Raw genomic sequence first — 15,538 nt, 5'->3', positions numbered from 1 at the left:
GATGAACGACACGTATTCCGTAACACAACCGACGCGCGCCGAGATCGACGCCTTGACCGGGCCGGCCTTGCTGGAATTCGGCACGGGCTGGTGCGGTCACTGCCGCGCCACCCAGGCGCCGCTGGCCGCCGCGTTTGCGCAGCACCCCGGGGTGCCGCATATCCGCGTGGAAGACGGCCCCGGCCGCGTCCTGGGGCGCGCGTTCCGGGTGAAGCTGTGGCCGACCTTGATTTTCCTCAAGGATGGCCAGGAAGTGGCCCGCCTCGTGCGCCCGCTCGACAGCCGCGAAATTGAACAGGCTTTTGCATTGATTGATGCGTAGATCGGCGTAGGTTGGCGTAGGTCGGCTTAGCGCAGCGTAAGCCGACACCACCGCACATGCTCCATCACAACTTCTTGCCGCACCGCACCACTGCGCGTATCATAAGCCGCTTACAGCAAGATCAACCGCATCCTGAGTGATGCAGCGCGATCATCGCCGGCCCGCTCCACCCGGAGGGGCCGCAGGCAAGGACTCACCACAAATGACCGATGCCGCGATGCCGACGCGCGGGTCTGGTACGGAATGCCTGGCGATACGCCGGGCCTGATACACGTCGCCCACCCCCTGACGCCTTTCCTGCCGCGCCCCGGGTAACCGGATGGCGCACGACCGTTGTTTCTCTAAATCAGCACTGATCACGGCGCGATAGCGCGCGTTGGTACACCGTTGTCTGCCGTTAACAACGGCGTGTTGCGGCGTGGAATTTGTTTGCGAATTTAATAGCAAATTCGCAGCAATTACGCCCGAGCACAGCTATGATATGTGAACCGCGCGCCTAGACAACGTGCTGTGCTGCTGCCTGAAAAAACATCCAGAGAATGGCCTTTAGACACCCTCCCCAAGGAGCGCAGTAAATGAGCACCCCCCCCAAGAAAAATTCCCCCGGCACGGTGCTGTTCGCCAGCCTGATCGGCACCACCATCGAGTTCTTCGACTTTTATATCTACGCCACCGCCGCCGTGCTGGTGTTCCCGAAACTGTTCTTCCCCGCCGGCGATCCGTCGGCCGCCGTGCTGCAGTCGCTGGCCACGTTCGCCATCGCCTTCTTCGCCCGCCCCATCGGTTCGGCCGTGTTCGGCCACTTCGGCGACCGTATCGGCCGCAAGGCCACCCTGGTCGCAGCCTTGCTGACCATGGGTATCTCGACCGTCATCATCGGCTTGCTGCCGACGTATGCCGCCATCGGCACCCTGGCGCCGCTGCTGCTGGCGCTGTGCCGTTTCGGCCAGGGCCTGGGCCTGGGCGGCGAGTGGGGCGGCGCGGTGCTGCTGGCCACGGAAAACGCGCCACCGGGCAAACGCGCCTGGTACGGCATGTTCCCGCAGCTGGGCGCGCCGATCGGCTTCTTCCTGTCGGGCGGTATCTTCCTGCTGCTGAGCGAAACCATGACCGATGAACAGTTCTTCAGCTACGGCTGGCGCATCCCCTTCCTGGCCAGCGCGCTGCTGGTCATCGTCGGCCTGTACGTGCGACTGAAGATCACGGAAACGCCGGACTTCCAGAAAGTCATCGACAAGAACGAAGTCGTCAAACTGCCGGTGGCCACCGTGTTCCGCCAGCATGGCCGCATGCTGTTCCTGGGCACCATCATCGCCCTGGCCACCTTTGTGCTGTTCTATCTGATGACGGTGTTCGCGCTGAGCTGGGGCACGACCAAGCTGGGCTTCACGCGCAAGGAATTCCTCATCGTGCAGCTGTTTGCCGTGCTGTTCTTCGCGCTGACGATTCCATTCTCGGCCGTGCTGGCCGACCGCCGCGGCCGCCGTGCCACCCTGATCTGGGTCTCTGTCGCCATCGCCATCTTCGGCCTGGTGCTCGCGCCGATGTTCGGTTCGGGCGTGACGTGGGAAGTGACCGTCTTCATGGCCGTCGGCCTGGGCCTGATGGGCATGACCTACGGACCGCTGGGCACGATGTTGTCCGAGCTGTTCCCGCCCGAAGTGCGCTACACGGGCGCTTCGCTGACGTTCAACCTGGCCGGCATCCTCGGTGCCTCGCTGGCGCCGTACATCGCCACCTGGCTGGCCACCAACTACGGCTTGCAATACGTCGGCTACTACCTGTCGCTGGCGGCCGTGCTGACCCTGGGCGCGCTGCTGATGGTGGGCAAGCCGCGCGCGGGCAAGGAAGCCTGGCAGTAGCTGCTTGCTACACGATGCTCGAAAGCCGCCAGTTGCGTAAGCTGGCGGCTTTTTTTGTGTCTACGGCGTTGCCACGTGGCCGTAGCAGGCTTTCAGTCCCGCATAGTCGTAGAAGACGCTGCCGGGCGCGATGCGCGCGCCGTCGCAAGCGGCCTGGAAATCGGTTTCCTTTTCGTTGTACAGCAGGCGTACGATCAGTTGTCCTGCGCCGTTGCGGTAGACATCCCACTGCATGTTGGCCGCCAGCGGCGAGATGCTCTGGCCGCGCCATCGAGGGCCGTCATGGCCGTCGCTGGCCGATGCCGGCAGCGGCGCCAGCGCCTCTTTCAAGCCCATGGCCGAAACGAGCGGGATGATCATTTCGGCGTGCGTGAAGCGCAGCTTGGCCGCGTGGCGCACATCGCCGCTGGCCAGGGCATCGACTTCCTTGAAAAAATCGTCGCGCAAGGCCAGCGCGAAGCGCCAGGTCACGCCTGCGCTGGTCGTGCTGCCCGGTCCTTTCTGGTAAAAATCCTCGTGGTCGGCGATATCGGCGTAGTAGCGCGCATCCTCGGCGGGCATGTAGCGGCTGAAATCGGCCGGCACTTCATGGCGCATGCCGGCGGCGATCGCATACAGTTCATATAGTTTTGTCGCGGCCGCATTCAGGCTGCGGATGGCGGTCTTGCCGCTGCCCGTCATGGTGCGCGTGAGCTGGCCGTCCGCGCTGGTGAAGGTGTAGCTGCCCGTGTCCGCATAGCTGGCGGCGCCGCGCTCGAGCTGGTCGAGGAAGGCGGGTGCAAACAGGCGTTCGAGCACGTGGCGCGCATGCGCAGCCGCCGCAGGCAGCCTGGCGGGAGCATCCATCAGCGCGTGCAGCTGCTTGGTTCTCTCATAGTACTGGTAGGCCTGGCTGGCGGCGTAGGTGGCGTAATACGGGTTGGCGCGATCGGCGACAAGATCCGTCCGCGGCGCCAGCTTGTGCGCGTACAGCAGGAAACGGTTGACGCCATCCGCTTGCGGTACCGCCTTGCGTCCCTGCGGATACGGCGCCGGCGCGGGCGGCAGGTAGAGCAAGGGCGCCAGCGCGGGCGCGTGCTCGAGCAGCGACTGCGTGAAAAAGCGGGCGCTGTCGCGCGCGCGGTCCACGCCGGAATCGATGGTGACGAGCTGGCGCGGCGCCGTGGCCGCGTCCTGGCCCACTTGTGCAAACAGGGCGGGCAGGCGCGCCAGCATGCGCACGGCCAGCTGCCGATGTTCCTCGATGCCCGTCTGCGACAGATTGCCGTAGCCGGGTTTCTCGATGCCGGCCACGCCATAACCAAGCAGCGCGTTGGCCTTCATCAGGGCCAGGATGTCGGGACCCAGTTCGCGCCCCAACGGCGTGAGCGCATCCTGCGCGGCGGCCTGCTGCCACATCGCATACAGGGCCGCGTCGCTCTTCATGCCGGTCAAGCCGCGCGATCCGTGGCGCGCCACCAGTTGCGTGTAGATGGGCTGGAAGCCGGCCGGTGGCGCGGCATAGGTGGCCGGGTCCTGCTGCGGCGCATATGGCGTCTTGGTTTGGTAATGGCCTTCGATGGCCAGGACGGGACTGGCGTACAGGGCAAGGGTCAGCGCAATGCTGGACAGGGGTAGCAGTAAGGGCATGGTTTTTTCGTGGTGAATATTTCTCGTACGCCAGCCTAGCACTGAACGAAAAAAAGCGGAAAAAAAGGCGGGCACGGCTGAATGCCGGCCCGCCTGTGCTGTCAGCGCAGCGCGTCAGCCTACCACTTCGGCGTGTACTTCAGGGTCAGCTGCACGTTGCGCGGGTCGCCGAAGTGGTTATTGCCGCCCGTGTCGTTATACGACGGGATCACGTAGCGCTTGTCGAACAGGTTGTTGACGTTGACGGCCAGCGACAGCTGCGGCGTGGCTTGCCAGGCCAGGCGCGCGTTCCACAGCGAGAAGCCGGCCACGTCGAACGAGCGGCCGAAGTCCAGCGTGTGGCTTTGCATGTTCACGCCGGCGCCGACGCTGAACTTGCTCCACTCGTCGGGCAGGGTATAGCCGGACCACAGGCGCAGCATGTGCTTGGGCGTCCACGTCGAGAAGACCTCGCCCTTGTTGTCCGGGTCGTCGAGGTAGGTCGTCGTCGTGTAGGCATAGCCGGCCGACAGCTGCAGGCCGCGCGCCACTTCGCCGGACACTTCCGCTTCCAGGCCCTGGCTGCGCACCTTGCCCGAGGCGCGCGAGCAGTACCAGCCGTCGCAGGCGAAACCGGCGGCGTAGTCGTTGACGGCGCGGTCCTTGTGCTCGTAGCGGAAGACGGCCAGCGAGGTGTTGACTTTGCCGTCCAGCAGCTCGCCCTTGACGCCAGCTTCATAGCTGTCGCCCGTGACCGGTTTCAGGACCTGGCCCGCCGCGTTGCGGTTCGTCTGCGGCTGGAACACGCCCGCATAGCTGGCGTAAGTGGACCATTGCGGCGTCAGCGCATACATCAGGGCCGCCGATGGCGTGAACTTGGCCGTGACCCTGGTGCTGTCCGCCGTGCCGCCCTTGGGCGCATACTCGAAGTCATACCAGCTGAAACGCCCGCCCAGCAGCGCTTTCAGGTTGCTGGTCAGCTGGCCGTTCCAGGTGCCGTACAGGCCTTTCTGGCGCATGTCGTAGGTGCTGCTGGAGCTCACGCCGCGCGCGGCGATGGTGTCGAAGTCCTGCCATGGACGGTGGTGGTTGATATTGAAGATCTGCGCGCCTTGCGTCCAGGCGCGCGCATAGCGGTCGTCGGAGTGGAACTTCACATAGCTGGCGCCCATGACGACTTCCTGCGCGATGCCCAGGCCATCGAATTTGCCGCGCACGAAGGCGTCGATGCCGCGCTTCTGGTTCTTGAAATCGGTGGAGAAGTCGCCGTACATGGAACCGCTGCCATCGGCCTTGATGGTGCCGGCCATGCGCTGGTGGGTCGAATTGGTGCGTTCATTGACGCCCAGCGCGGCCGTCTTGAAGGTCCACCGGCTGTTGAAGTGGTGCTCGAGGTCCAGGTTGACGGTGGTTTGTTCCACCTTGCTGCGGTTCCAGTCGGCGCCCGTATAGGTCGAGCGGGGCAATCCCAGTTCGCTGCCGTCGGCGTAGCGCGCCAGGCCGATGAACATCGGGCGGCCGCGCCCGTTGACGTTGCTCACGGCCAGGCCCACGGTGGTGGCGGGGCCGAGGTCGTAGTCGAGCGCCGCATACACGGTGTGGTTCTTGCTCCACACCTGGTCGATGAAGGAATGGCTGTCGTCTTCATCAATGATGGCGCGCCCACGCAAAGTGCCTTCCGCATTCAGCGGCGTGCTGACGTCGAGCTGTGCGCCGTAGTGGTCCCACGAACCGGCGCGGCCCGTGAGTGCGACCTGGCGCGTGGCCAGCGGGCGCTTGCGCACCAGGTTGACGGAGCCGCCCGGGCTGCCCGTGCCTTCGAGCAGGCTCGATGCGCCGCGCAGCACTTCCAGGCGGTCGTAGATGACCATGTTTTCCTGGCCCCAGTTACCCAGCGCATAGGTGTTGCGGTCGATCGGCACGCCGTCGTACTGCCACTGGTCGATCTGGAAGCCGCGCGAGGTGATCACCACGCCCGCGCCCACGCCATGCACGCCCACCACGCCCGTGACGTTGTTGACGGCTTCGCGCAAGTCCGTGATGCCCTGGTCGTCCAGGCGCTGGCGCGTCAGCACGCTGACCGATTGCGGCATGTCCTTCATCGATTGCTCGCCCTTGCCGAGGGTGATCTTGCGCGCCGTGTAGGAGCCGCTGCCTTCCGTGGTGGCGCCTTGCTCGGCCTGGCCGACGATGGTAATCGAGGGCATGGTGCGCTCGGCCGCCGAGGCGGCGCTTGCCGCTGCCGTGGGCGCGGATGCCGGCGCGGCCACCAGCACATAGCCGGTTGCCGTCTTGCCGATGGCATAGCCGCTGCCGCGCAGCAGCACGGCAAAGCCGTCGTCGATGGCGTAGCTGCCCTGCAGGCCGGCCGTCTGCAGTCCCTGCACCTTGGACGCGTCGATGACGATGGACACGCCCGCCTGCTGCGCATAGCGGTTCAGGGCGGCGGCCAGCGGACCGGCGGGGATGGCGTAGCTGGCGGTGGCAAGGCTGGCCTGCGCCTGGGCGGCTGCCTGGACGTGCATGCCAGCGCCAGCGAGCAGCAGGGCGGCCAGGGCCAGAGGATGGAGCCGCGTGCGCAGCGCGCGCGGCGAGGAAACGGTAAGGATACGAGCGGACATGGTGACAGCCTTTTTTGATTGATCTCAGCTGCCTTGACGCACGAGATGCGCAAAGTGGAACCGCGAACGCAAAAAATATTTACTTTTTGGCGGGGGCGTCCACCATCACCAGGTAGCGCGTCAGCATGCGGATGCGCAGCTGCGGGAAATTGTCGATCAGCAGCTGCAGCGCCTTGTCCGTGTCGTCCAGCGGCAGCACGGCCGCCACGCGGATGCCGGCGATCTGCGCGCGGTCGTAATGCAGCTGGCCGTGACGGTGGCGCGCCAGCTCGTCGAGCACGTCGGCCAGCGGCAAGTCGTCGACCACCAGCTGGTGCGCGCGCCACGCTTGCTGCACGCTGGCCGCATCGATGCTGGTCAGTGGCCCGACGCCATCGTCGGTGATGCGCGTGCGCTGGCCTGCCTGCACCACGACGGCCCGATGCTGCGGCACCTGCGCCAGCACCTTGGATTCCAGCATGCTCAGGATGGTGGCGTCGTCTTCCCTGCGCACGGCAAAGCGCGTGCCCAGCGCACGGATCGCCGCCTGCTTGCTGTCGACGATGAAGGGGCGTTGCGCATCCTTGGCCACATCGACGAGGATGTCGCCCTGCACCAGCTCCACATGCCGTTCGCCCGCATTGAAGCGCACGTTGACGGCGCTGCCGCCGGCCAGGGTCAGGCGGCTGCCATCGGCCAGGGTGTGCGTCTGCCATTGCCCCGTGGGGCTGCGCAGGTCGGCCAGCAGGTAGGCGGGGCGCTCGCCGAGGACCAGCGCGCCGGTCAGTACCAGCACGGCCACGGCGCTGGCGGCGGCCAGTTGGCGCAGACGCTGGCGCTTGGGCGCGATGGCGGCCAGGGCGGCGCGCGCGGGGCGATGGTCGCCGCCGGCCGGCTCGCGCACGGCATGCAATTGACGCAGCAGGTTTTCCATGCCGGCGGCCACTGTCGCGTGCAGCGGATCGGCCGCCTTCCACGCGGCGAAGCCGGCCCGCGCCATGTCGCGCTCGGCCGGGTCGTCGGCGCTCAGCTGCACGATCCAGCGGGCGGCCTGCTCGGCGGCGATATCGGTGCGCGTGCCGCTCATGCCGCCATGGCCGGGCAGGCGTGGCGGCAGGCCAGCAAGGCTTGCACCAGGTATTTTTGCACCATGCGCGTGGAGACGTTCAGCTGCGCGGCGACGGCGGCCTGCGGCTGCTCTTCCAGGTAGTGCAGCAAAAAGGCGTCGCGCGCCTTGGCGGATACTCCGTCCAGCGCCGTGGCGATCTGCCCGAGCGCCTGTACGGCCATCAGGATCTCGTCCGGCGAGGGCGCACCGGGCAGGCTGTCGGCCAGCAGGGCCAGTTCCGCCAGGTAGCTGCGTTCGAGTACTTGCCGGCGCGCGCGGTCGAGCAGCAAGCGCTTCGCCGTCGTCGACAGATAGGCGCGCGGCTCGCGCATGCCGAACAGGGCGTCGCGCGAGGCGATGATGCGTAAAAAAGTGTCTTGCGCCACGTCGGCCGCGCCATGCGGGCAGCTGAGTTTCTTGCGCAGCCAGCCCACCAGCCAGCCGTGATGCTCGCTGTAGAGCGTGTGCACTTGCTGTTGCAGGCTGGGCTGGATGGCGGACATGGGGGATGAATAATATAAATGAGAATTATTCTCATTGTAAGCGGCAGAGGCGACTTGTCACAATCCCCGATTGCATGTGGATGGGGCTGGTGTTGCGCGCAGGCCGCATGCGTGGTGCTGCCGGAAATGAAAAAACCCGCCGCTGCACGGGGCAGGGGCGGGTTCTTCATACTGCAAATTCTTGGTGGTGATAGGTGGACTTGAACCACCGACCCCAGCATTATGAATGCTGTGCTCTAACCAACTGAGCTATATCACCAAACAGACCGGTCAGACCGGATGCTCGTTTTGACCAGGGGAAACCTGATCGATGTTCTTTGGTGGTGATAGGTGGACTTGAACCACCGACCCCAGCATTATGAATGCTGTGCTCTAACCAACTGAGCTATATCACCCAACAGCCGAGCATTATCCAGTCTTCCCAATTCCTTGTCAATGCCGACGCAAAAAAATGTGCGGTTTTTTCACGCGCCGGCGCAGGCATGATTATTTCAATAACGGCTGGATCTGCGCCAGCATGGACGAGGCCGGATCAGGGCCCAGGCAATCGATGACGATGCGTTCCGACATTGAGCGTAGCCTAAGTCGAGCCTAGCGCTTGGCTAGTTGTTGTGTGGCGACGCTTATTTCAGCAAAGGGACAATTTGTGCCAGCATGGCCGAGGCCGGATCAGCGCCCAGGCAATCGATGACGATGCGTTCCGGCATCGAGCGTAACCAGGTCAGCTGTCGCTTGGCAAGCTGGCGCGTGGCGATGATGCCCGTCTCGCGCAAGGCGGCGCGGTCGATGCGGCCATCGAGGTAGTCCCATGCCTGGCGGTAGCCCACGCAGCGCATCGACGGCAGGCCCGGGTGCAGGTCGCCGCGCCGGCGCAACCCATCCACTTCATCGAGCAGGGCGTCGTTTTTCAGCATCAGGTCGAAACGCGCGGCAATGCGCGCGTGCAGCACGGCGCGGTCCGACGGTTCCAGCGCGAACGATTGCAATTGAAACGGCAGCACGGTCTTTTCGCGGCGGTCCAGCAGGGCTGACATGGGCTGGCCGGACAGGGCGATGATTTCCAGCGCGCGGCCGATGCGCTGCGCGTCCTGCGGCGCCAGGCGCGCTGCCGTGACGGGATCTTGCTGCGCCAGACGCGCATGCATGGCGGGCCAGCCGATGGCGGCCGCGTCCTCTTCCAGCTGGGCGCGCAGCACAGGATCGGCGCCGGGCAGATCGTCGAGGCCATCGGCCAGGCCCTTGAAGTACAACATGGTGCCGCCGACGAGCAGCGGCAGCTTACCGCGCGCGGAAATTTCGCTTACCAGGCGCAGGGTATCGTTGCGGAACTGCGCCACGGAATAGGCGTCCAGCGGGTCGATGATGTCGATCAGATGATGCGGTACCTGGGCCAGTTCTTCCTTCGACGGCTTGGCCGTGCCAATATCCATGCCGCGGTAGACGAGGGCGGAATCGACGGAGATGATCTCGGACGGAATCGCTTGCGCGATGGCCAGCGCACTGGCCGTCTTGCCGCTGGCCGTGGGGCCCATGATGGCGACGGCCAGGGGGAGGTGTGGGGTGTTTAGCATATTGATTCTTTAAGGTGATGCGTAGGTCGGATTAGCGCAAGCGTAATCCGACGTGATGCCGCCGCTGCAGTGTCGGATTACGCTGCGCTAATCCGACCTACTGTCTCTATTGTCTACTGGCCGCGCAGGAACAGTTTATCGAGCGCGTTGATCTCGACCTGCACCCACGTGGGCCGGCCATGGTTGCATTGGTCGGCGCGTTCCGTGCTTTCCATCTGGCGCAGCAGGGCGTTCATTTCCTGCACCGACAAGATCCGGTTGGCGCGCACGGCCGTGTGGCAGGCCAGGGTGCCCAGCAATTCGTTCTGGCGCTCGATCAGCACGCGCGAGCCGCCGTATTCGCGCACGTCGCGCAGCACGTCGCGCGCCAAGGTTTGCGCGTCCGCGTTTTTGAGCAGGGTCGGCACGCTGCGCACGGCCAGCGTGGTGGGCGACAGGGCCGCGATATCGAAGCCCAGCGCTTTCAATGTGTCCTGGTTTTCATTCGCCGTCGATACTTCGATGGCGTCCGCATAGAAGGTGACGGGGATCAGCAAGGATTGCACCTGCATGTCCTGGCCGGAGACCTGCGCCTGCAGCGCGTTTTTCAGCTGCTCGTACAGGATGCGCTCGTGCGCCGCATGCATGTCGACCAGCACCAGGCCCTTGGTGTTCTGTGCCAGGATGTAGATGCCATGCAGCTGGGCCAGGGCAAAGCCCAGCGGATACTCTTCGCGCGCCATCGCTTCGGGCGAGGCGATGTACGGCTCCACCTGCGTGATCGGCGAGGATGCAGCACCGCCGCCGAACAGGGCGCCATAGGCCGCCGTGTCCTGGGCCACGCCCGGCGCGTCGGCAAAGAAGGGAAGGTTCGCGCCGGGCGAGGCGGGCGCAAAGGTATTCGTGAATTGCGCGCCGAACGACGTTTGCGTCTGCTCGCGGCGCCAGATGCCGGGGCCACCCAAGCCCGCGCTGGCGGTATCGCCGCCCAGGCTGGAAGCAGCTGGCAAAGGCGCCGGCACGCTGCCAAACGCTGTGGCCGACGTCTGCGCCAGCGCGCGCTGCACGGCGTGGAAGACGAACTGGTGCACGGAACGGCTGTCGCGGAAGCGCACTTCGATCTTCGACGGGTGCACGTTGACGTCGACCAGGGCCGGGTCGAGGTCGAGCGCCAGCACGTACGATGGAAAACGGTCGCCATGCAGCACGTCCTGGTAGGCCATGCGCACGGCGTGCACCAGCAGCTTGTCGCGCACGAAGCGCCCGTTGACATAAAAGAACTGGCCATCGGCGCGCGCCTTCGATGCCGTCGGCAAGCCGGCAAAGCCGTGTATGCGCAGGCTGCCGGCCGATTCGTCCAGCGCCAGGCGCGCTTCGGCGAAGTCATTGCCGAGGATGTGCGCGCTGCGCTTGGCCAGTTCGCTGATATTCCACTGGTCGATGGTGCGGCCATTGTGCGACAGCGAGAACGACACGTCGGGCCGCGCCAGCGCGATGCGGCGCACGACTTCGGCGCAGTGGCCGTATTCCGTCTGCTCGGATTTGAGGAATTTTCGCCGCGCGGGCGTATTGAAATACAGGTCCTGCACGTCGACCGTGGTGCCGTGCGCGCCCGACGACGGCGAGACGCTGCCATTGTGCGAGCCGACGATTTCCCACGCATGGGCCGCATCCATCGTGCGCGAGGTCACGGTGACGGCGGCCACCGAGGCGATCGAGGCCAGCGCCTCGCCGCGAAAGCCCAGGGTGCCCACGTTTTCCAGGTCGTGCAGCGAGGCGATCTTCGACGTGGCGTGGCGCGCCAGGGCCAGCGGTAGCTGATCCTTGTCGATTCCGCGGCCGTTGTCGGTAATGGCGATGCGTTTCACGCCCCCTTCTTCCAGCCGCACCGTGATCTGCGTGGCGCCCGAGTCGAGCGCGTTTTCCAGCAGTTCCTTGACGACGGCCGATGGCCGCTCGACCACCTCGCCGGCGGCGATTTGCGAAATCAACTGGTCAGGCAGGGCCTGGATCGGGCGGTGGGGCGTAATGGGAGCGTTCATGCGCCAATTATACCGGGGTCAGACCCGTCGGGTCTGACCCCAGCCCTTGCTCTTGGGCTAAAAGTTGGCCTACTTCCCCACCTCCCGCACCGGTATCGGCGCATTGCACACGTCGACGTGGCCGGCCGTGACCTTGCTCCACGGGCCGCCGCGGTGACGCTGGGCTTCCAGTACGGCCTGGTAGGCGGCGCTGTCGGTGCGCATCACTTCCAGCTTGCTGCGCTGCTCGGGCGGCACGCTGGCGGCCAGGCGGATGGCCTTGATCGGCACGTTTTTCTCGGGGCTGTCATAAAAGCCCATGGGTCCCGTGCCGCGCGGCAGGGTGGACAGCAATGGCATGCCGGAGACGACCCTGCCGACGACGGTGATGTCGCGGTCCAGGTGGCGCGGCGACTGGCCGATGACGGCGTACAGTTCCGTGCCGCCGCCGCTGTCGCTGGCGCTGTCGCGGCCCACGCCCACGGTGGCATAGCAATGCGTGAGCCAGGCCGTGCCCGTTTTCGGATCGCGCGCGGACGGGAAACCGTTTGAATGGCCCACTTGCGGCGCATAGCCGTCGACGTCCGGCAGGCGCGTGAAGCTCTTGATATTTTTCAGCGGTACCGTGAATTCGCCGGGCAGGGTGCGCTGCGCATGCTGGATCGGCTTGGGATTCTTCTCGTTCGGATCGCCCCACTGCGCCACCCAGTTGTCCTGCGCGCGCGTGATGGCCAGGCCGTCGTAATACTGTCCCGCCACCAGGGCCTTGATATTGGCCACGTGCTTGGGCGCGAAGTCCGGTGCCAGTTCGATCACCACGCGGCCGGCGGGAATGTCCAGGTACAGGGTGTTGTCCGGGTCCAGCGGACGCCAGTCGGACGGCTTCGAGGCCTTGATCACGTCGGCCAAGGTCGCCTTGGCGGGCAGTTCGGCGGGCGCCTTGATCTGGACGGGCGCCGCGTGGGCAGCCAGCTGTGCAAGGCCCAGTACGGTGGCCATGGTCAGGCCGCTCAGTGGGTGTCGATACATGTTTTCTCCTGGTCGACGCGGGTTGCGTCGTGCAGAAAGTGTATACCGGAATGGCAATATTTCGTCGTAAAAACATTGCATACCGTAATCCTGAGAGTTGCCTGCCGATATGGTGTTTCCTTAACCTTTACTTAAATTGCCACACGCGCAAGGGCGCCGGAGAATTAATCCAGAAATATCGGCCCGGGGACTGCCGTTGCGCGGGCCGGGTGGTGTATGATTCCGCCGCTACCTTTAGGGAAAAATATATGGATTTTGTGCAATTCCTCGACATGATCGTGCATGTCGACAAGACGTTGGGTATCTTGATCGAGCAGTACGGCACCCTCGTGTATGCGGTGCTGTTCGCCATTATTTTTTGCGAGACAGGCCTCGTGGTGCTGTTTTTCTTCCCTGGAGATACCTTGCTGTTTATCGCCGGCGCGTTTTGCGCGACGGGACAGATGCACCTGGGCTTGCTGATCTTCCTGCTCGTCACGGCGGCCATCACGGGCAATACGCTCAATTACTGGATAGGCGAGGCCATCGGACAGAGGGTGTTTACCCACGATTACCGCTGGATCAACAAGGACGCCATGCGCCGCACGCATGAATTCTTTGAAAAGCACGGTGGCAAGACCATCATCCTGGCCCGTTTCGTGCCGGTGGTGCGCACCTTCGCCCCGTTCGTGGCTGGCATTTCCGACATGACGCATGTGCGCTTCCAGATGTACAACATCACGGGCGCCCTGTTGTGGGTGGTCGGTCTGGTCACGGCCGGCTACTTCTTCGGCAATATCCCGTGGATCCGCGACCATCTGACCTTGATCGTGCTGATCGGTGTCGGCGCCGCCGTCGTGCCGGTGGTACTGGGCGGCATGTGGAAACTCTACAAGCGCATGGTCGGCAAGTCGGCGTAATTGCTGCAAAGATCCAGGGCAAGCATGCTGCGGCGCCGTCCGCAGCTGGCCCTGGATCCCGTTTTCTCTTCGGTACTTCTGTTTTGCTCCTGCCCTGATTCAAGTTTTGTTGCTTTACAGCCGTAAACCAGAAGGTATTCTCACTTTCTGGATTTCCATGCGACATTTGAGCGCCCTGTTAGCTTGCAGCCTTGCCGTGATGACGGCCATGGCAAGCGCCAAAGATGCCCCCGCCCCGGCGAGCGCCACCGCATCCGCGCCCATGTCGGCGTCGGCGCGCGCGGCCGCCATGAAAACCCTGACCGAATCGGTGAAGGGCAAGGAGGCCAAGGCGCCTGTCGTCGTCGCGCCCACGGCGCGCGAAAAGGAGGAAGCGGCCGAAGTCGACCTGTCCGAACGCATCGCCGCGCGCCTGGCGGAAATGCGCGCCACCCAGGCGGCCCGCGCCGCCGCCCGCGCCAAGCGCGCCGCCGTGGTGAAGGCCGCGCCGCCGCCACCGCCGCCCGTGGCGCGCGGCACGCACTGGTCGTACGAGGGCGACAGCGGCCCGGCCAACTGGAGCAAGATCAACGTCGACTGGGGCAAGTGCGGCAATGGCAGCCGCCAGTCGCCGATCGATATCCGCGATGGCATGAAGGTGGAGCTCGAGCAGATCAGCTTTGACTACCGCCCGTCGTCGTTCAATGTGGTCGACAATGGCCACACGGTGCAGGTGGGCGTGAGCGGCGGCAATTACATCACGGTGCAGAACCGCATGTTCGAGCTGCAGCAATTCCATTTCCACCGCCCGTCCGAAGAGCGTATCAATGGCAAGGCCTTCGAGATGGTGGTGCACCTCGTGCACCGCGACGCGGAAGGCCGGCAAGCCGTGCTGGCGCTGCTGCTCGAACGCGGTGCGCCGCAAGCGACCATCCAGACCGTGTGGAACAACCTGCCGCTGGAAAAATTCGAGACCATGCAGCCGACCATCCTGCTCGACCCGGCCGAAATGCTGCCGGCGCGGCGCGATTACTACACGTATATGGGATCGATGACGGAGCCGCCTTGCAGCGAAGGCGTGCTGTGGATGGTGATGAAGCAGCCGGTGCAGGCATCGCCGGCGCAGATGGCGCTGTTCAGCCGCCTGTATCCCTTGAATGCGCGCCCGGTTCAGCCGACCAATGGCCGCATCATCAAGGAATCGAATTAAATAAACTCAAGGCGCTGGCGGCCCGTCCAGTCGGCGCCGGCGGCCAGCGTATCGGGCTGGATCAGGGCAGGTTCGATGCAGATGAAGCGCGGCTGCTCGTCGTCGGCCAGGTCGGGCAGGGCGGCCGCGTCTTGCGCGCCCGGGTTCCACACGACGGCGTCCGTAAAGCCCTGCTGCTCCAGGCGCAGGGTATGGCGGCCAGACTGCAGGCTCAAGGCGCCCGGCAGCTGGTAGTAGATGCGGTCGAGCTTGTCCGAAAATTGCAGCACTTCTTCCGCCTGCAGGGCATCCTGCGGCGTCTCGTCCGAATAGCGCACGCGCTGCAAGCCTTTGATGCGCGCTTCGCTCAAATCATCAATCGAAAAATACGTATGCAGGGCGGCCGAAAACGGAAACGCCTGCTCGCCCGTGTTGTGCACGGACAGGTCCAGTTCCAGCGCCTGCGCCTTGACGGCCACGCGCAGGCGCAGGGTGAAGGCCCAGGGCCAGCTGGCGGCGATCGCTTCGGGCAAGTCGGCCTGGGTCAGGACAAACTGCGCCCACGCGGCGCCATCGGTGTCGCCGCTCGATTCCAGCTGCCACGTCGCCACGCGCGCAAAGCTGTGGCGCATGCCCGTGCCGCGCGCGCCGAACTGGGGAAAGATCACGGGTACGCCACCGCGGATGGCGCGGCTGCCGTCGAGGGCGGAATCGCGGCTGCAGAACAGGCGCTCCTGGCCATCGCTGGTCTGCCACGAGACCAGGTGGCCGCCGTACAGGGTGACGGTCGCCTGCGCACCATCGGCCGCGCGGATGGTCACGGCCGGCAGCTCGCCAAAGATACTCTCGCTCATGCTAGGCTTTCATG

The 15,538-nt window shown here is 64.9% G+C and carries 12 protein-coding genes and 2 tRNA genes; 4 read left to right on the top strand and 10 right to left on the bottom strand.

The annotated features are described in order from the left end of the window. The first annotated feature begins 1 nt into the window (after window position 1). Both KO538_RS07105 and KO538_RS07100 read left to right on the top strand, forming a co-directional pair. Window positions 2-322: a thioredoxin family protein gene (locus tag KO538_RS07105; protein WP_034747840.1), complete on the top strand. Its 321-nt coding sequence runs from the start codon at window positions 2-4 to the stop codon at window positions 320-322. A gap of 575 nt (window positions 323-897) precedes the next feature. Further along, window positions 898-2,184, top strand: coding sequence for an MFS transporter (locus KO538_RS07100; protein WP_034746812.1), 1,287 nt, complete (start codon window positions 898-900; stop codon window positions 2,182-2,184). A gap of 60 nt (window positions 2,185-2,244) precedes the next feature. On the opposite strand, the gene KO538_RS07095 is transcribed toward KO538_RS07100, so the two are convergent. The 9 genes from KO538_RS07095 to KO538_RS07055 form a co-directional block, all read right to left on the bottom strand. Further along, on the bottom strand, window positions 2,245-3,813 hold the full coding sequence (locus KO538_RS07095; RefSeq protein ID WP_257620209.1) for a histidine phosphatase family protein: 1,569 nt from the start codon (window positions 3,811-3,813) through the stop codon (window positions 2,245-2,247). Between the two features lie 119 nt (window positions 3,814-3,932). After that, complete coding sequence (locus KO538_RS07090) at window positions 3,933-6,413, bottom strand: TonB-dependent receptor (RefSeq protein WP_219327884.1); 2,481 nt, start codon at window positions 6,411-6,413, stop codon at window positions 3,933-3,935. A gap of 79 nt (window positions 6,414-6,492) precedes the next feature. After that, window positions 6,493-7,479 carry a FecR domain-containing protein gene (locus KO538_RS07085; protein WP_219327883.1) on the bottom strand — a complete coding sequence of 329 codons (987 nt, stop codon included), beginning with the start codon at window positions 7,477-7,479 and terminating at the stop codon, window positions 6,493-6,495. Beyond that, a complete protein-coding gene (locus KO538_RS07080) occupies window positions 7,476-8,003 on the bottom strand; it encodes a sigma-70 family RNA polymerase sigma factor (RefSeq protein WP_219327882.1) in 528 nt (175 codons plus the stop codon). Before KO538_RS07080 ends, KO538_RS07085 begins: the two co-directional genes overlap by 4 nt. A 182-nt stretch (window positions 8,004-8,185) precedes the next feature. After that, window positions 8,186-8,262, bottom strand: a tRNA-Met gene (locus KO538_RS07075). A gap of 59 nt (window positions 8,263-8,321) precedes the next feature. Beyond that, window positions 8,322-8,398, bottom strand: a tRNA-Met gene (locus KO538_RS07070). A 228-nt stretch (window positions 8,399-8,626) separates the two neighbouring features. Then, window positions 8,627-9,574 (bottom strand): tRNA (adenosine(37)-N6)-dimethylallyltransferase MiaA, encoded by a 948-nt coding sequence (gene miaA / locus KO538_RS07065; RefSeq protein WP_219327881.1) that lies wholly within the window; start codon window positions 9,572-9,574, stop codon window positions 8,627-8,629. Between the two features lie 113 nt (window positions 9,575-9,687). Continuing rightward, entirely contained in the window at window positions 9,688-11,595 is a 1,908-nt protein-coding gene (mutL, locus tag KO538_RS07060; RefSeq protein ID WP_219327880.1) for a DNA mismatch repair endonuclease MutL, read from the bottom strand. Window positions 11,596-11,664: 69 nt separating this feature from the next. Further along, window positions 11,665-12,603 (bottom strand): peptidylprolyl isomerase, encoded by a 939-nt coding sequence (locus tag KO538_RS07055; RefSeq protein WP_219327879.1) that lies wholly within the window; start codon window positions 12,601-12,603, stop codon window positions 11,665-11,667. 248 nt (window positions 12,604-12,851) lie between these two features. Here KO538_RS07055 and KO538_RS07050 point away from each other — a divergent pair, with 248 nt between their 5' ends. Continuing rightward, window positions 12,852-13,502, top strand: coding sequence for a VTT domain-containing protein (locus tag KO538_RS07050; protein WP_034746831.1), 651 nt, complete (start codon window positions 12,852-12,854; stop codon window positions 13,500-13,502). Window positions 13,503-13,659: 157 nt separating this feature from the next. Continuing rightward, entirely contained in the window at window positions 13,660-14,691 is a 1,032-nt protein-coding gene (locus KO538_RS07045) for a carbonic anhydrase (protein WP_181878015.1), read from the top strand. Here the strand turns inward: KO538_RS07045 and KO538_RS07040 are convergent. Then, window positions 14,688-15,524, bottom strand: coding sequence for a D-hexose-6-phosphate mutarotase (locus KO538_RS07040; protein ID WP_219327878.1), 837 nt, complete (start codon window positions 15,522-15,524; stop codon window positions 14,688-14,690). The two genes, KO538_RS07045 and KO538_RS07040, sit on opposite strands and share 4 nt — an antisense overlap. Window positions 15,525-15,538 lie beyond the last annotated feature (14 nt).

The organism is Janthinobacterium sp. NKUCC08_JDC, from assembly GCF_019345575.1.
In the GTDB taxonomy this organism is placed as follows: domain Bacteria; phylum Pseudomonadota; class Gammaproteobacteria; order Burkholderiales; family Burkholderiaceae_D; genus Janthinobacterium; species Janthinobacterium aestuarii.
The sequence above is the reverse complement of the archived record's forward strand: the minus strand, read 5'-3'. Positions and strand labels throughout refer to the sequence as shown.